Annotated in this window: 19 protein-coding genes and 1 pseudogene; 8 read left to right on the top strand and 12 right to left on the bottom strand. The window is 61.5% G+C overall.

The genetic code is table 11. The annotated features are described in order from the left end of the window. Positions 1-42: 42 nt before the first annotated feature. The 3 genes from E1N52_RS35545 to E1N52_RS35535 are packed head-to-tail and all read right to left on the bottom strand — an operon-like array spanning position 43 to position 1,672. Entirely contained in the window at positions 43-699 is a 657-nt protein-coding gene (locus tag E1N52_RS35545) for a response regulator transcription factor (RefSeq protein WP_133188637.1), read from the bottom strand. Between the two features lie 44 nt (positions 700-743). Next, positions 744-1,430, bottom strand: a complete 687-nt coding sequence (locus tag E1N52_RS35540) for a response regulator transcription factor (protein ID WP_246089349.1) — start codon at positions 1,428-1,430, stop codon at positions 744-746. A gap of 44 nt (positions 1,431-1,474) precedes the next feature. Continuing rightward, a complete protein-coding gene (locus E1N52_RS35535; RefSeq protein ID WP_133188635.1) occupies positions 1,475-1,672 on the bottom strand; it encodes a cupin domain-containing protein in 198 nt (65 codons plus the stop codon). A gap of 281 nt (positions 1,673-1,953) precedes the next feature. Here E1N52_RS35535 and E1N52_RS35530 point away from each other — a divergent pair, with 281 nt between their 5' ends. Then, positions 1,954-2,328, top strand: coding sequence for a response regulator transcription factor (locus E1N52_RS35530; protein WP_133188633.1), 375 nt, complete (start codon positions 1,954-1,956; stop codon positions 2,326-2,328). Between the two features lie 163 nt (positions 2,329-2,491). Next, entirely contained in the window at positions 2,492-2,854 is a 363-nt protein-coding gene (locus E1N52_RS35525) for a BON domain-containing protein (RefSeq protein WP_133188631.1), read from the top strand. A 71-nt stretch (positions 2,855-2,925) separates the two neighbouring features. Here E1N52_RS35525 and E1N52_RS35520 read toward each other — a convergent pair whose 3' ends face one another. Next, a complete protein-coding gene (locus E1N52_RS35520) occupies positions 2,926-4,194 on the bottom strand; it encodes a condensation domain-containing protein (RefSeq protein WP_133188629.1) in 1,269 nt (422 codons plus the stop codon). Between the two features lie 371 nt (positions 4,195-4,565). On the opposite strand from E1N52_RS35520, the gene E1N52_RS35515 reads away from it, so the two are divergent. The 3 genes from E1N52_RS35515 (at position 4,566) to E1N52_RS35505 (ending at position 6,723) form a co-directional block, all read left to right on the top strand. Next, a complete protein-coding gene (locus tag E1N52_RS35515) occupies positions 4,566-5,117 on the top strand; it encodes an RNA polymerase sigma factor (RefSeq protein WP_133188655.1) in 552 nt (183 codons plus the stop codon). After that, positions 5,114-6,043 (top strand): anti-sigma factor family protein, encoded by a 930-nt coding sequence (locus E1N52_RS35510; protein ID WP_133188627.1) that lies wholly within the window; start codon positions 5,114-5,116, stop codon positions 6,041-6,043. Before E1N52_RS35515 ends, E1N52_RS35510 begins: the two co-directional genes overlap by 4 nt. Positions 6,044-6,273: 230 nt before the next feature. Beyond that, positions 6,274-6,723 (top strand): universal stress protein, encoded by a 450-nt coding sequence (locus E1N52_RS35505; RefSeq protein WP_246089348.1) that lies wholly within the window; start codon positions 6,274-6,276, stop codon positions 6,721-6,723. Positions 6,724-6,770: 47 nt separating this feature from the next. Here the strand turns inward: E1N52_RS35505 and E1N52_RS35500 are convergent, their stop codons facing one another. Together E1N52_RS35500 and E1N52_RS35495 are read right to left on the bottom strand one after the other, a co-directional pair. Further along, entirely contained in the window at positions 6,771-7,814 is a 1,044-nt protein-coding gene (locus E1N52_RS35500) for a sensor histidine kinase (protein ID WP_133188625.1), read from the bottom strand. A gap of 254 nt (positions 7,815-8,068) precedes the next feature. Next, complete coding sequence (locus E1N52_RS35495; protein ID WP_133188623.1) at positions 8,069-9,349, bottom strand: epoxide hydrolase family protein; 1,281 nt, start codon at positions 9,347-9,349, stop codon at positions 8,069-8,071. Positions 9,350-9,683: 334 nt separating this feature from the next. Here E1N52_RS35495 and E1N52_RS35490 point away from each other — a divergent pair, with 334 nt between their 5' ends. Further along, entirely contained in the window at positions 9,684-10,475 is a 792-nt protein-coding gene (locus E1N52_RS35490) for a response regulator (RefSeq protein WP_133188621.1), read from the top strand. A gap of 206 nt (positions 10,476-10,681) precedes the next feature. Then, complete coding sequence (locus E1N52_RS35485; protein ID WP_133188619.1) at positions 10,682-11,011, top strand: DUF4148 domain-containing protein; 330 nt, start codon at positions 10,682-10,684, stop codon at positions 11,009-11,011. A gap of 58 nt (positions 11,012-11,069) precedes the next feature. Here E1N52_RS35485 and E1N52_RS45035 read toward each other — a convergent pair. Next, positions 11,070-11,168: pseudogene (locus E1N52_RS45035) on the bottom strand (DNA-binding response regulator); the annotation flags it as partial. A gap of 160 nt (positions 11,169-11,328) precedes the next feature. Here E1N52_RS45035 and E1N52_RS35475 point away from each other — a divergent pair. After that, positions 11,329-12,531: a cytochrome P450 gene (locus E1N52_RS35475; RefSeq protein ID WP_133188617.1), complete on the top strand. Its 1,203-nt coding sequence runs from the start codon at positions 11,329-11,331 to the stop codon at positions 12,529-12,531. 30 nt (positions 12,532-12,561) lie between these two features. Here the strand turns inward: E1N52_RS35475 and E1N52_RS35470 are convergent, their stop codons facing one another. The 5 genes from E1N52_RS35470 to E1N52_RS35450 form a co-directional block, all read right to left on the bottom strand. Further along, complete coding sequence (locus tag E1N52_RS35470) at positions 12,562-12,927, bottom strand: cupin domain-containing protein (RefSeq protein WP_246089347.1); 366 nt, start codon at positions 12,925-12,927, stop codon at positions 12,562-12,564. 239 nt (positions 12,928-13,166) lie between these two features. Further along, positions 13,167-14,180 carry an alpha/beta fold hydrolase gene (locus E1N52_RS35465; RefSeq protein ID WP_133188613.1) on the bottom strand — a complete coding sequence of 338 codons (1,014 nt, stop codon included), beginning with the start codon at positions 14,178-14,180 and terminating at the stop codon, positions 13,167-13,169. A gap of 128 nt (positions 14,181-14,308) precedes the next feature. Continuing rightward, positions 14,309-14,956: a response regulator transcription factor gene (locus E1N52_RS35460; protein WP_133188611.1), complete on the bottom strand. Its 648-nt coding sequence runs from the start codon at positions 14,954-14,956 to the stop codon at positions 14,309-14,311. A 77-nt stretch (positions 14,957-15,033) separates the two neighbouring features. Further along, the gene (locus E1N52_RS35455; RefSeq protein WP_133188651.1) at positions 15,034-15,393 is read right to left on the bottom strand and encodes a response regulator transcription factor; all 360 of its coding nucleotides are present in this window, start codon (positions 15,391-15,393) and stop codon (positions 15,034-15,036) included. Positions 15,394-15,535: 142 nt separating this feature from the next. Continuing rightward, the gene (locus E1N52_RS35450; RefSeq protein WP_133188609.1) at positions 15,536-16,267 is read right to left on the bottom strand and encodes a response regulator transcription factor; all 732 of its coding nucleotides are present in this window, start codon (positions 16,265-16,267) and stop codon (positions 15,536-15,538) included. Positions 16,268-16,395 lie beyond the last annotated feature (128 nt).

Below are 16,395 nucleotides of genomic sequence, written 5' to 3'. Positions count from 1 at the left end.
ACCTCTCCCCATCCTTGTCGCGCCTGCCTCGCTGGCGAGCCGTCAATTGCGCGCTTGCTCCGCGGCGCTGATGACCTCCATCTTCCTCACGAGATCGGCCACCGACTGTGCTTCGAGCTTGCGCATGGCCGAGCTGCGGTGAATCTTGATCGTGATTTCGCTCAGATTCAATTCGCCCGCAATTTGCTTGTTCAGCAAACCTTCCACCACATACGACACGACTTCTCGCTCGCGCGCCGTCAACTGGTCGTAGCGCGCGCGCAGCGTCGCCTCCGAGCGGGCGCGTTCGCGCCACGCGGCATGGCGCGCGATGGCCGTCGAAACGGCGTCGATTACGCGCTGCTCGCGAACGGGCTTGGTGAGAAAGTCGATCGCCCCCGCCTTCATGGCCCGCACCGACATTTCGATGTCGCCGTGCGCCGTCATAAAGACAATGGGCATGTCCACCTCGTAGCGGTGCGCACTTTGCTGAAACGTCAGGCCGCTCTCGCCGCGTAGCCGCACGTCGAGCAGCAGGCAGCCCGGCACATCCTCTTTCGGCGCCAGCAGAAATTCGTCGATTCGCGTAAAGGTACGGGTTGCGAAACCGGACGAGCGCAACAGGCTGGAAAGCGCCGCGCAGATCGACTCGTCGTCGTCGATCACATAGACCACCGAGCCTTCGACCGCTGGCGCAATACGAACTGCGTTCTTCTCCATTACCGTTCCCCATGCAGCCATGCACGTTATTTCCGCCGGATTCTTCAATCGCGGGCAAGCGGATCGTCCGTCGCCCCGGCATCGCCTTCGATCTGCAGCGACCGGACTTTCCGCACCAGTTCCGCCGTCGTGCGCACGGCGAGCTTCTTCATCGCTCTCGCGCGGTAAATCTTCACGGTCATCTCGCTGAGTTCCAGCTTGCTCGCGGCCGCCTTGTTCATATATCCCGCCGCAACGAGCATGGCGATATCGCGCTCGCGCGGCGTCAAGGTCGAAAACTGCTCTCTGAGCGTGCTCGACTGATTCAGCTTCAGCAAACGCGCCGCATCGCGCTGCAACGCCTCGGTCACGGACTCGATCATGTCCTGCTCGCGAAACGGCTTGGTCAGAAAATTAATGGCGCCGCCCTTCATGGCGCGCACCGACATTTCGATATCGCCATAGCCGCTCATGAAGACAATCGGCATGACGATTTCATTTTCCGCCGCCCATTCCTGAAACTCGAGTCCGCTCTCGCCTTTCAAACGCACGTCGAGTATCAGACAGCTCGGAACGTCGGCCTGCACGCGCTGGCAAAATAGCGCCGTCGACGGGAAGGTTTCGACATGAAACCCTACCGATTCAAGCAGGCTCTTGAGTCCTTCCCTGAGCTTTTCGTCGTCGTCGACGACAAAAACCTTCGACGCAGCAGGTTCCGCGCACACGCGATTCGCGCTGTTCGCATGGTTCATTGCATCAAACCTGAACGGCGACATCGATCCATTTACACCGCCGCTCATCGCCTGGCGTCCTGATTCGCAACGATCATGAGAGCCTTTGCCTCGGTGGCCTTGGAAAAATACCGATGCGGCAGTGCCGCTTCGAAGTAGAAACTGTCGCCCGCGTCAAAACAGAACGTATTGACGTTTGCGTCAATCATATTTTCGAAATACACGGACCTGCGCTCGCCACGATCGCTCTCGATTTGGTACATGCCAGACTCCACCGGTTGCTGATTTCAGGCGTCAAACCAAAGGGAATGCCGCGCGCAAGACGCGCGATTGCGCAACTATTTTGTGAACGTTGTCTGCTGTGCGAGAGGTCGTGCGGTGGGTGAACCCTCAAATCCCCTTTGCATCTTACCTACGGATTGCGGCAAACCCTATCTATACCTCCGTATGATTCCGGCGGCTGGAGGTCTCCTGTAAGCTTGGGCCGCGTACACGCGACGAATCACAGCCATCTTGCCTTCCAGCACGCCACCGGAGATATTCATTGTGTACGCCACTAGTCATCTGGGTGGTTGACGACGACCCTTCGGTCCGCTCCGGCCTCTCCAGCTTGCTACGCTCACTCGATTACGATGTCGTGACATTCGAATCCGGCACGGATCTGCTGGCTGCCGCTGGCGCCCGCCATCCGCACTGCATCATTTCGGACGTCCAGATGCCCGGCATGACCGGCGTCGACATGTTTTTGCGCCTGATTGGCGCCGGTATTCGCATACCCACGATTTTCATCACGGCCTACCCCATGCCCGAACTCGAGAGCCAGGCGCTGGACAATGGTGCAAGCGCATTCCTCATCAAGCCCGTCCGGGCCAGGGACCTCGCCGCCGCCGTTGCCGCGGCAGCCGCTACCGCCGCGTAAATCGTCATCGCCGTATCCCGCGGTATAGGACACCGTTGACATTCGTATAGGGTGAGAGCCACCCAACGTCTGATAGAGCCAGGACGACCTGCGGTCTATGCTTCCCACCGGGCAAGACCCGCATTGACAACTCCTCGTTCTCTCAACGTCAACAGGTGATTCCATGACGCTTCGTTCCAAGGCGCTTACGGCCGTATTCGCCGTGCTGCTCTCTTCCGCCGCCCTCGCACAAACCACGACGACCGACGACACGCCCGCGCTCACCAAGCAGCAGATCCGCGCGCAAATGCATGCCGACCGCGCCGCCAACCACGCGTTGGCGAAGAAGGTTCACGAAGCCCTCTACAAGAACCGCGACCTGAACGACACGGACATCGCCGTGTTCGCCAATACGCGTACGGGCAAGATCATTCTGGCCGGTACGATTCTCGACGAATCGCAGGACCAGGTCGCTCAGGACGTCGCATCGAAAGTGCCGGGCGTGCAGTCGGTCGCGACCAAGCTGACGCTCTACGCAGCGCCCTGATGCAAGCGGTTTCACCGTAATCGGGTGCGCCGGCCACGCCGGCGCACTTCTGGATTACCCTGGTCGTTGAATCAAACGGCAACGGCCTCGCTCAGCACGGCGCTCACTTCGTCGAGCAGTCCGGGCATGACAGTGTAGCTCGCCTGCGTAAGACGGAGCACGCCCCCTTGTGTACAGACGCCCACGACCTGGTCGTCCGCGAACCCCGAACTCACGATCGGCCCCCACAGCGCCTTTAGTGCGAAGCCGTCGTACGTGGAAGCGACCGGCTCGCGGCCCAGGTTCGAGAGCAGCACGTCGAACGCCAGCATGTGCGAAAGAAAACCCGCTGTATCTTCAACGGACGGATTCGACGACATGAACGCATCCAGCGCTTTCGTTTCCTGCACGACCGCAGCGAGCGTTTGCGCGGGCGCCAGCGATGCCTTGACCTCGCGGGCCGCATGCCAGAACGGCGCGCCGCGCGGACGATCGTCCACTGTCACGGTCTGCGTGATGTACACGCCGTTGGCCTGGCCCATGCCGCCCACGGTTCGGCGCACGTCGATCGGCGACACAGTACGCACGGGCCGCTCGCGCCACACCCGCGACAAGCGCCGCCCCGCTTCATGAACCGCCGCCGCGACCGCGCCATGCACCGTCGTGCGCTCGATGCGCGAGCGCTCCACAACGGCGCGCGTGAGCTGCGCGCCGAGCGCCAGCGCGGCGACCTCGGCGCGCGCGCCCGCAGCCGCGCGGAATATCTTGGGTTCGGGCGCCGGCGCCATCGCGCCGGATACGGTGGTTGTGGCCATTTTCGCTCTCAGCAGGCTTTCGAGCGGCTGCACGAGGGGCAGGCTCATGAGCGAGCCACCCGCGAGCGCGCTCAGCAAGTCCTCCATCACATAGGCGCCGCCCATGCCGTCCAGCACCGAGTGATGGGCGGCGAGGATGATGGTCGAGCCGCTTTCGCCCTGCAACAAGGTTGCGCGCACAAGCGGTGCAGTCGACCAGTCGAACGGCATGTTCATTTCCCTTGCCGCCTCGACTTCCCACGACGCCCGCGCATGCTCCACTACGCGCAAGGGAATCCGTGCGTCGGGATCACGATAAAAGGCGGGAACCCCCTCACCGTCGGCGACGATACGCGCAGAGAGCAAGGGATGCCGCTTCTGGAGCGCAAGCAACGCCGCGTGCCAGGCGTCGGGCGCGAATACGCGGTCGATTTGCGCGACCAGTGCGAAATGAATCGCGCGATTGCGGTCGAGCAGCCAGAACAATCGTTCGGTAGCGCCAAGCGTCCGCACCAGGTCGGGCGCCTGTTTCAGGTTGTTTTCGATATCCGTTTGCTGATTTCGCATCTGAATTCCGTGTTCTTCGAAAGGGAGGGAAACGTTGAACGCAATCGCTTCCTCACCCAGAACACCTGTGGAGCGCTGCGCATTCCATCTTGGATGCGCAATTCAGTACGACGATTTGTGTCGCAATTTGTCTGGTTTCCGGCATTGATACAAAGATTTTCAATAGTCGATTCGCCAGACATATGACAGATACCTTCTCTGGTTTTAATTCGTTGTGTCTCCTGCCCGCGTCGTGGCCGGCTCGTCTTGAAGATGAAGACAGCTGGAAATAGTTGGCGCGTACGGAATTTTCTTCGCCTGCCAGGTGTTCTGGTCAAGGCGACGGTTTTGCCGTCTAACCCTATCGTCGAAAAATGAAATCTACCGAGACGATGACTGTCGCCGAATTGTCCGCGCTGCTGCCCGCCATGCTTCCACGCTTGTGGGCATTCGCGCTGCGCATTTCGGGCGATCAGCACGATGCCGAAGATCTCGTGCAGCGCGCGTGCGTGCGCGCACTCGAACGTGCGCATCAACTCGAACCCGGAACGGCGCCACTCAGCTGGATGTTCTCCATCGTTCAGTCCACGTGGCTCAACGAACTGCGGGCCCGCAACGTGCGCAACCGTTCGGGCATGGAATGGGATGACGGTTTCCTGGAAACCGTTCCCGATCCCTCTGCAACGACGCCTGAAGAACAGGCCATGAACGGGCAAATCATCCGCGCCGTTCAGCAATTACCCGAGGCACAGCGCACTGTCATGCTGCTCGTTGCGGTAGAAGGGTTAAGCTACAGTGAAGCGGCTGAGGTGCTGGACGTGCCGATCGGCACGATCATGAGCCGGCTTTCGCGGGCACGCCAGGCAATTGGCGCCCTGTTCAACGACCCGAAAAAAGAAAAGTGCGCGAAAGGCGCGGCGAACAGCAAGGAAATTGGGGCATGACTATGGATGACATCCTGCTCATGGCTTATGTCGACGGCGAACTCACGCCGCGCGAGCGCGAGGACGTGGAGAAGACGATCAGCGCGTCGCCCGAGGTTGCGGAACGCGTTGAGCTATACGCGGCCTCGGCGCTACGGTATCGGCATGCTTTTGCGCACCAGAAGCTGCCGCCCGTTCCCGAGCGGCTCACGCGCACGATCGCCCAGCTCAGCCGCGCGTATTCCGAGGTGCCAGAGGCTTCGGCCAGCACTCGACGCAGCGCTGCTGAACCTGCGGGCTTTTCGCGATTCTTTTCGCGCTTGCCTTTTCGCTTTCCTCTGAACTTATCGCTGCCGGGCCTCGCGATGACGTTCGCGGCGGGCGCACTAAGCTGCGCGCTGGTGTTGCGCTACGCGACAGATTGGGCTCGCAACGACCACGGAGCAAGCGCCAGCGCATTGCACGCTGCGGCCGCGAAAGTCTCGCCGTGGGTCGCGGCGGCGGTGAACTATCAGCAGCTTTACACGCGCGACACCGTAGCCTTCGACGCACTCACGCCGGAAGTGGCCTCGCAGGTGATCGCGCAGATTCACAGCGTCGATGGCGTACCGATCCACGTGCCCGACCTGCGCCCGGCGGGGCTCACGTTCACGCGCATTCAGCGCCTGCGTTTTCACGACCGGCCGCTCGTGCAGATCGTGTACCTGCCCAAAGCGGGATTGCCCGTGGCCTTGTGCGTCATGAAGGACGAAAAACCGGACGCAAACATGACACATGAGCGTGTCGAGAGCATGAACGTTTTGACGTGGCGCCGCGCCAACCTCAGCTACGCGTTGATTGCGTCGCTCGACGACGATCAGCTGCTGGCAATCGGCAAACAGATTGCCAAAGGACAGGCAGAAGAAACCGTGGGTCAGGTTGCCCCGCACGGCAGCGCCGCTGGTTGAATGACTTAATGAATTCGTTGTTATTCCGTATTCCGAACTATGGCGGAATATGATTTTTCCGACGGGCCATCGCGGCGTAACGCGACCCAGTACACCGTTGGGAATAAACACCGATAACGGACTGTTCTGATTGCGCGGCCAGACAACTCGCCCTCCGGGGGCGAATGTGCTGGCCGACTTTCATGTTCAGTCAGGCGCCGCCAGCGGCTCCGTTACGTTATCGGCACATCATGTCTTCCTTTTCCCGCATGTTGCTCGTGTATGACGGCACGAGCGAGGCCCAGGCCGCTCTGCAACGCTGCTCGCAGCTCTCGCTCGCCTTTTCCGCAGCCGTCGACGTGGTCGCCGTTGTCGATGCCGAAGCGGTGAACGCGACCTCCGGCGGTCTGCTTACCGACGTTGCCTATACCCACCTCGAGGAAATCGCGCGCAACACGCTGAGCGATGCCGTCATGCAACTGGCCAATATCGGCATTGCCGCGAACGGCTACGTAAAATACGGGCGCATCGCCGATGTCGTGGCGCGCCACGCGCAAACGTTCAACCCCGACCTCATCGTGCTCGGTCACCGCGCGCGAGCGAGGCGCTCACGGTGGTGGAGCGAGCGTCCCGCTCATGCGGATCTCGCCGAGCGTTTATGCGGAACGACCATCGTGACCGTCACGCTGGCATCTGCTTAGTCATGCGTAACACAGCGTCGATGGACCGACGATTCGACCTGCCAGCCTCACGTTGCCACGAGCGGAAGCGTGAGGCGCGCTTCCAGGCCGCCTGTGCGCCGATTTTCGAGTTCGAGTTCGCCGTGCATCGCGAGCGTGAGGCGTCGCGCAATGGCGAGCCCGAGACCCGATCCCGAAGCCGATGCCGCCGTTTCGGGCGCGCGGTACCACGCGGCGAAGACGGCTTCCAGGCGGGCCGGAGCGATTCCCGGCCCCGAATCAAGAACGGCCAGCACGAGACGCTGCGCCTCGACCCTTACGCTCAAGCGGACATCCACGCCGTAGCGCAGCGCGTTATCGATGAGATTCACCAGCACGCGACGCAGCGCATGCGGGCACGTCACCACGGGACGGCCCACTCGCCCCTCGAGTTCGACGGTGCGTCCGGCGTCGCGATAGTCGTCAATCAGCGCGCCGAGCAAGCTGTCCGCATCGACGGACCGCATGGGCTCCTGGGCGCTGCATTGCATGCGCGCGCAGGAAAGACTGCCGTCGACCAGCTCGGTCATCTCTGCAAGATCGCGGGCGAGCGCGTCGCGCACCGACGCGTCCTCGACAAGTTCGGAACGCATTGCCATGCGCGTGAGCGGCGTGCGCAAATCGTGCGCATAGGCGGCAAGCACATGAAGCAGTTCGGCCTGGCGCCGCGCGCGATGGTGCACACACACATTGAACGCGCGAGCGAGACGCGCAATGGCAGCGGGCCCCATGTCTTCTGGCAGGACCGCGTCAGCGCCTTCGCCGAGGCTGCGCTCGGCCATGGCCTCCATGCGTTGGACGTACGCGTGCAGTTCGACGAACTTCAATGCCGCGAGCGCCGCTACGAGCATGGCGGGCAGCACCAGGGGCAAGCCGGCGCGCGCAAGCACCGCCCACGGCACGTCATGCGTTGCGTATGAAGCGTAGGCGCAGGCCGCCGCAAGCAGCACCCATATAGGCCGCAACCACGCCTCGAAAGACTGCCTCGCGCCTTCAGGCGGCGATGCGCGCCCGGCGTTTGTGTGCAAGGAAGCGTTAGAGGTATTCGATGAGTCGATAGCGTGCGCGTTCATATTCGTTCTCCTGTACTGGCCGGGCCTTACTGGGCCGCTTTGCACCACAGGGGAACGCGCATTTGACAGACAGCCGGTATCTTGTCCGGAAACATCTGTTTTGTAGTGCGCCCTGCCCGGCAGCGCCAGAATAGGGCACCCCACACGCACGGCGCCATTATATGAACGTATATGTTCAAGCCTACGGATGGGTAAAGCCGCAGGTCTCGCGCCCCGCACGCTGAAAAAGTTCAGCGTGCGGGACACGGCGAATTTTATGCGAGCTTGCGCATCGGTCTGAATCCGGCGCGAACCTCCTGCGCGAACAGCAGCGGTTCTTCCCAGGCCGCGAAGTGGCCGCCCTTGTCGACCGTGTTGAAGTAGACGAGATTGTGATAACTACGCTCGGCCCAACTGCGCGGCGCCTGATAAATCTCGCCTGGAAACACGGTAATAGCTGCCGGCAAGCTGATATCCACCGCGTTGAAGTTGTTCGAGTGATCCTCCCAGTAAATCTGGGCCGACGACGTTGCGCTGTCGGTAAGCCAGTAGAGCGAAATATCGTCGAGTATTTCGTCGCGAGTCAGCGAGCGCTCGGGCACGCCGCCGCTATAGGTCCATTGGGAGATTTTGTCGTACATCCAGGCCGCCTGGCCCACCGGCGAATCGGCCAGGGCGTAGCCCACTGTCTGAGGGCGCGTCACCATCATCGCCGAATAGCCGCAGTTGTCGCGATAGAAAACATTCAGCTTTTCGTACGCGCGTTTCTCGTCCGGCGAGAGGTTCGCGGGCGCGGGCTCGCCCAGCGCCAGCAGCCGCGCAATATCCGGCGGCACGGTTGCCGGCATGTTCACGTGAATGCCGATCAAGCCCTTTACGTGCTGCATGGCCATGCGGTGCGAGACGACCGAGCCGCAATCCCCGCCTTGGGAAACGAAGCGTGTGTAGCCAAGGCGCGCCATCAGTTCGCCCCACGCCCGCGCGATATGATCGGAGCCCCAGCCCGGCGTCGTCGGCTTGCCCGAAAAGCCGAAACCCGGCAAGGACGGCACGACCACATGGAAGGCGTCGTCGGCGCTCCCGCCAAAGGCGGTGGGATCGGTCAGCGGTTTGATGGCCTTGGTCAGTTCGAGAATCGAGCCGGGCCAACCGTGCGTCATGATCATCGGCAGCGCATTCTCGTGGCGCGAGCGCACATGAATGAACTGAATATCCAGCCCGTCTATTTCCGTGACGAACATGGGAAATTCATTGAGTTTCGCCTCGCCTTTGCGCCAGTCATAATCGCTGCCCCAATACTGGACGAGTTGTTGCATGCGCGCGAGGCGAACGCCTTGAGATTCGTCGGCCACGGTTTCCTTTCCGGGCCACCGCGTATTCGCGAGACGCCGCCGCAAATCGACCAGCGCGGCTTCCGGAATATTCGCCTTGAATGGACGGATTTTCGCGGTTTGCGTGTCGGCGTAAATCGCTTTGGGAAAGAGCGCAAGCGCGCCAACCGCCGCCGTTGCGGCGAGCAGGCTGCGTCGCGTCGGGGAAAAATCGTTTGAAGACATTGCTGGCATCCTGTTCATAAGGGAGAGTCAAATGGACGCGGCGATTCGGCAACGCGTGGCCTTCACGCTGACGATCGTTTCCGGAAGTCGCCCCTCATTAAAGGCAGGCAATGTATCTCGAGTTTGTCGACTATGTAATGTTTCGTAGGTCGCGCATAAACGTCTTTATTCATCTATATTCTCGTTAGGGCCGGAATATCGATATACGAAGGTATGTGGCCCCCTATCCTTAATCATCTGTCGCCTCAATCCAGAATGGCATGGTCCGATCGCCGGCTTCCGATTACGCTGCTGGCAGCGGCAAATAAGCGCCGCTGTCCCGCTTATGACGATCATGGAAAAAATCGATCACATACTGGTTGTCGACGACGACCGCGGCATACGCGAACTGGTTGCCGGTTATCTCGAGCGAAACGGCATGCAGGTCACGACCGCGTGTAACGGAAGGGAGATGCATGAGTATCTGGGAAGGCATACACCCGACCTCATTCTGCTCGACCTGATTCTGCCCGGCGAAGACGGGCTCGCACTCTACCGCGCGTTGCGCGAGAGTCGCCATCGCGCGCTGCCCGTCGTGATGCTTTCGGCGCGCTGCGATGTCACCGACCGCATCGTCGGGCTCGAAATGGGCGCCGACGACTATATGGCCAAGCCATTTCAGGCGCGCGAACTGCTCGCCCGCATCCGGGCCGTGCTACGCCGCACGCGCATGCTGCCGCCCGACCTGCAGCCCGTGGACGACACACCGGTGCTTGGCTTCGGGGAGTGGCGCCTCGACACCACCGCGCGCCATCTGCTCGAATCCGACGACACGGTCGTCACGCTCAGCGGCGCAGAATATCGCTTGCTGCGCGTGTTTCTCGATCATGCGCAACGCGTATTGACACGCGACCAGTTGCTCAATCTCACGCAGCGGCGCAATGCCGATCCGTTCGACCGGTCGATCGATTTGCTGGTGAGCCGGCTCAGGCAGAAGCTCAACGACACGGCGCGCGCGGCCCGTTACATCAAGACGCTGCGCAACGAGGGCTACATTCTTTCCACGCCAGTGACGGTTCACCACGACGCGCGCGAAGCCGTGCAGGCGAGCCGCGCCTGCGTAGAAAGCGAAGCGCTCTGTTTCTAGCGGCCACGGCATCGTGGCGCGGCTTCGGCGTCCGGGACTTTTGTAGCCCAATGTATCGAGCGCGCAAGACGAAACAACGGCTTACAAACCGCCTGTTTCTGGAAACAAGCCCGATACGTGCGCGGGTTCTAATGACTTCATGCAACGGCGATTCAAAACCGCTGCCTGGATTTCCCCCGATAAACCTGACCTTGTGGAGAAAAGTCATGAAGCTCGTTCGCGCCCTCTTCGTCTCGGCTCTCGTCGCCGCACCCGCACTCGCCTTCGCACAATCGCCGGACACGCCGGTCACACGGGCGTCTGTTCGCGCGGAGCTGGTGCAGCTGCAACAGGCGGGCTACAACCCGGCCAGCGACACCACGCAATACCCGAAGAATATCGAAGCCGCCCAGATGCGCCTCAACGCTCAGCAAAACGCGGCATACGGCGGCGCACCGGCCAGCGGGACGGCATCGGGTTCGCGCAACGAAACGGCGCAAACGCCGGCTCCGCAGCAGGACGTCGTCGGTCTCGAGCCGATCTACGCGCACTCCTGATCAACGCCGCGCGTGCCCATCGGATATGGAAGCCGCGCCACGACGTGCAAGCACTGCTGATACGGCTCGCCGGCAGGTCGATCGAACGGTCCAGTAGATCGGCCTGACGCCCCTGTGTGAGGTTGTTGAGTTGGCCGCGCGTGAGCACGCGGTTGGGGTAGACACGAACGGCTTCCAGTTTTCGCAGCATAGTGCCCGCGATCGTGCGGCGCGGTATCATCGCAGGCATCGCGACGCCTGCCGACCGCACGCTCCACACACTCGTCAAGGTGCTGTAAGCGAAACCTGTCGCTCACGCCTAACTGTCTCGCACGCCCATGCAATTTTCCGACTTCTCCTCGCCCGCCTTCTTCGCCAATCCTTACCCCTTCTACGAAAAGATTCGTGCAGCAGGGGCGATTTTGCCGGTGGGGCCCAAAGCGTTCGTGACGGGGCGCTTCGAGATCATCGACGCCTTGCTGCGCGACCCGCGCATGGGCAAGACCTATCTGCAAAGCGTGGCCGCGCGCTATGGCGAGGCGGCGACCGCGCAACCGGTTTTCCAGTCGCTGAGCCGGACCTTGCTGATGATGAATCCGCCTGCGCATACGCGGCTGCGAGCCTTGCTGATGAAGACGTTCAACGCGCGCGGCATCGAGAAGCTGACGTCGATTGTCGAGGCGACGACGCATGAACTGCTCGAATCCGTGGGCTCGCGCGCCGAGTTCGATCTGGTCAGCGACTACGCGTTCCCCTTGCCGGTGCGGATCATCTGCCGGCTGCTCGATGTCCCCGTTGCTGACGCGACCGCCCTGGGCGGCGCGGCGAGCCAGCTCGTCGCGGCATTCGATCTTGCGCCGCTCGACCAAAACGGCTTGCACGCAGCCGACGAAGCCGCGCTCACGCTCGAGCGCTACTTTCACGGCGTAATCGAGCAGCGCCGCGCACAGCCCGGCGACGATCTGATTTCCGCCATGCTCAGCGTGGAAGATGAAGGTGTGCGGCTCACCGACGAAGAAGTCGTATCGAATGCCGTGCTGCTGTTCATTGCCGGCCACGAAACGACTTCGAACATGATCGGCAACATGATGATCGCGCTCTTTCGCCATCCGCAGCAGATGGAGGCGTTGAAGCAGGACCCGAAACTGTTGCCGCAGGCGATCGCGGAGTGCATGCGTTACGACGGTGCGGTGCAAATGCTGGTCCGTACGGCGCTCGAAGACATTTCGCCTGGAGAGGTCTCGCTCGCGCGCGGCTCCCTGGTGTTCATGCTGATCGGATCGGCCAACCGCGATCCTTCCGCATTCCCCTCGCCCGACACGTTGGACTTCGCGCGCAACGCGAGCACGCCTTCGGTCGCGTTCGGCGCGGGCATTCACTATTGCCTGGGCGCGCGGCTCGCCGCACTCGAACTGGATGTCGCGATGCGGTCCCTGCTTGCCCGCTTCCCCGCAATCCGCCCTGTGGATCTGGACGGGCTGGCCTGGCATCGGCGCAACAATCTGCGCGGCGTGACGTCCTTGCGCGTGTACACGCGTTGATTCCGACGCGCCATTGCCGCGTGCAGGGTCTTATTGCTTCGCGTCGTCGGGGCTATACGTCACGTATAGCTTCGTATAGCCCTCTGTGTCGAATTGGCCCGTCCATCCCTTCGGAAGCGTCACGGCTTCGCCAGTGCCAACATTCAGCACCGAGCCGTCCGACGATGTGAGCTTCACGCCGCCCGAAAGAAAATACAGAAACTCGGTGTATGCGAGCCCTTGCGGTCCTTTGATGACCTCGTGTGACGGCCCCGACTTGAAGACACCGGTTTGATAGGCCTTGTCCGGCGACGTAAAGCCGACCACGTCGGTCATCTGCGTTCCACCTTCGACCGACTTCTGTGCGTCCTTGCGGTTGAATACGGCGCCGCCGAGATCGGCTTTCGAAAACTTCACGGGTTTGGTCGTTTGCGTTTGCGCCTGCGCGTATGGGCATCCAAGCGAGCAAACCGCCAGCGCCGCAGCGAGAGCGGATCGACGAGCCTTAGTCATTAACATGAATCATCCGTTGAATTTGCCGCGGATCGCTTCGAGATCTTCGGCTGCTCGAGTTCATTGAGCAGCCACGCCACGCGCGCACTTCTCAACCCAGGGTAGTGATGCAGACGCAGATTGTAAATAGCCTTCAACGGTCTCTACAGATGCTGAACCTGCAGCATGGCATCCGCAAACGCCTTGGGCGCTTCTTGCGGCAGATTGTGGCCAATCCCGCCGCTGATGTCGCGATGCTGGTATTTGCCCGTGAACTTCCCGGCGTAAGCCGCCGGCTGCGGATGCGGCGCGCCGTTGGCGTCCCCCTCCATCGTGATGGTGGGCACCGAGATCGTGGGCGACAGTGCCAGCTTCTTTTCGATGTCGTCGTATTTCGCCTCGCCTTGCGCGAGACCCAGCCGCCACCGATAGTTGCGGATCACCACCGCGACATGATCGGGATTCTCGAAGGAAGCCGCCGTGCGATCGTAAGTGGGATCGTCGAAATGCCATTGCGGCGAAGCGAGGCGCCAGATCAGCTTGTTGAAATCGTGGCGGTTCTGCTCGTAGCCCGCCACGCCGCGCGCCGTGGAGAAATAGAACTGATACCACCAGGCCAGCTCGGCCTGCGGCGGCAGCGGCTTCGCGTTGGCGGCCTGGCTGCCGATCAGATAACCACTCACGGAAACGAGCGCCTTGCAGCGTTCTGGCCACAGCGCCGCGACGATATTGGCCGTGCGCGCGCCCCAATCGAACCCGCCGATCACCGCCTGCTTGATCTTCAGTGCGTCCATGAACGCGACGATATCGACGGCGACAACGGCTTGCTGCCCGTTGCGCGGCGTATCGGCTGAGAGGAAGCGCGTCGAGCCATAGCCGCGTAAATACGGCACGAGCACGCGATGCCCCGCCGCCACCAGTATCGGCGTGACCTCGGCGAAGGCATAGATATCGTAGGGCCAGCCATGAAGCAGCACGACGGGCGGCCCGTTCTTCGGCCCGGCATCGACGTAGCCGATGCTCAAGCCATTGGCTTGAACCTGATGAGTCTCGCCGAATGCGGCCGCTGGCGCAGACTGCGCGCGTGCCAGTTCGCTCAAGCCCGTACCCACGAGCGCAGCGCCCGCGAGGCCCGTTCCCAGAATACGCCGACGACGTTCGTTGATCTGTTCCGACATGATCCCTATTCTCCTGACAATCGAAGTCAAGTGAAGATTCATGTGGGTTTTACCATCGCGGCAGAAACGGCCCTATACCGACATCGGTTTAGCGCACTATACGCAGGTATATTCTGCGCGATGCATGACTAGCGCTTGCGATCGCGCTGCGCCGGCAAGCGGAGTCTTGCCGCCATATTGACGAGTTCCGGCAGCGAATCCGCGTTCATCTTTTGCATGACCTTGCCGCGGTGCATCTTCACGGTAATCTCGCTGATACCGAGTTCGCCGCCTATCTGCTTGTTGAGCAAACCCGAAACCACCAGCGCCATGACTTCGCGCTCGCGCGGCGTGAGCGTCGTATAGCTGTCGTGAAGCGCGCGCAGTTCCATGTGGCTGTCGAGGGCTTCGCGGCTTCGCTCGATGGCGTCGCGAATGGCCTGAAGCAAAGTCTCGTCGTTGAACGGTTTGGTCAGGAATTCGACCGCGCCGGCCTTCATGGCTTTTACCGTCATGGGCACGTCTCCGTGCCCTGTGATGAAGATGATCGGCATGTCGGGCCGCTCGGCGGCGATGCGCTGCTGCAGTTCCAGACCAGTGACTTGCGGCAGCGATACGTCCAGAACCAGACAGCTGGGCGCGAAAACGCGCGGGTGAGCGAGAAAATCTTCGGCGCAAGCGAATATGTGCGCGGGCAGCCCTGCGCTGCGCAGCAATAGTTCCAGCGATTCGCGAATGGAAATGTCGTCGTCGATGACGAACACAATGGGCTCGGCTTGCGAACCGTTCGACGGCATGACGCCCTGACCTGCTCCACCTGCTCTACTTTGAGGCACGTTATTCCTCTTTATCGCCCCGAAGCACTGAAACGCGTTCAGTTCTCGCCGAGCGCCGTCTTGAGCGCCGCGAGAAGTGCAGTATCGCTAAAGGGCTTGAACAGGCAATCGCACGCGCCCTGCGCGATCAGGCGGTCGCGAACCGCTGCGTCTTTGTGAGCGGTAATGAAAACGACCGGCACATTCTTGCCAAGACGCTTCAACTCGCGAAAGAGCCCCAGGCCGCCCATACCGGGCATGTTGATGTCGAGGACCAGACATTGGGTTTGATCGACAACTTCGGACGCGAGAAAAGCCTCTGCAGATGAGAACACGCTCGCGGCATATCCGAACACTCTTACCAGATCTGGAAGCGACTCCCGCACTGCTTCGTCATCATCGACCAACGTTACCAGCATGATTGCCCGCAATCAAGTCTCGTTGAGACCGCTACCCCGCTCGCTGAGAATGCACGAAGCCGGTTGGCGAAACTACGATACCTTGGTATCACTCGAATAAATAATCTGTCCGCAGGGCGGCAGAAACCCGCCACGCCCCGCGTCAAAGCCGCTGTGAAGCGTCGGCCGCCGACCGCCGGCCCCTCGCAAGCACCCCGCCTGGCTGCCACGCAGCCTGAGCCTGCGGGCAAACCTTCGAGGCCATGATCACGAGTTCCGGCAACGAACCCGCCTCCATTTTCTCCATCAGCCTGCCACGGTGCCCCTTGACTGTGATCTCGCTGATGCCGAGTTCTGCCGCCACCTGCTTGTTGAGCAAACCGCACACCACGAGCGTCATCACTTCCCGCTCGCGAGGCGTGAGCGCGGCATAGCGAGCCTGGAGCACGCGGTTTTCGCTCTCCTCGTCGATTGTCGCGCGGCTGCGCTCGATGCCGTCGCGAATCGCGTCCAGCAGCGCTTCGCCGTCGAACGGCTTGGTGAAGAATTCAATGGCGCCGGCTTTCATGGCTCGCACCGTCACGGGTACGTCGGGATAGCCCGTAATGAAAATGATCGGCATGTCCGCACGGTCGGCCACGATTTGCCGCTGCAAATCCAGACCGTGCAGATCCGGCAGCGAAACATCGAGCAACAGGCAGCTTGGCCCGCAAACGCGAGGGTGAGCGAGAAATGAGTGCGCGGCGCCAAACACCTGCGGCTGCCATCCCGCGCTGCGAATCAGCAATTCGAGCGATTCGCGCACGGACACGTCGTCGTCCACCACGTACACGACAGGAAGCGCATGCGAGACGTTCGCGGCCATCTGTCGTTGAGTTTCGCCAGGTCTTTGCATGGCATGCCTCGCTAATATCCGTCGCCGATACCCGCAAAGGCGCCAGACGCCATCGGAGCAAACACCGCACGATGCCCGATGCCGTCGCACTCGTCCATCATACGGAGGTATGTATACGCGCCGTGCGA

Source organism: Paraburkholderia guartelaensis (assembly GCF_004353905.1).
GTDB lineage: Bacteria > Pseudomonadota > Gammaproteobacteria > Burkholderiales > Burkholderiaceae > Paraburkholderia > Paraburkholderia guartelaensis.
The sequence above is the reverse complement of the archived record's forward strand: the minus strand, read 5'-3'. Positions and strand labels throughout refer to the sequence as shown.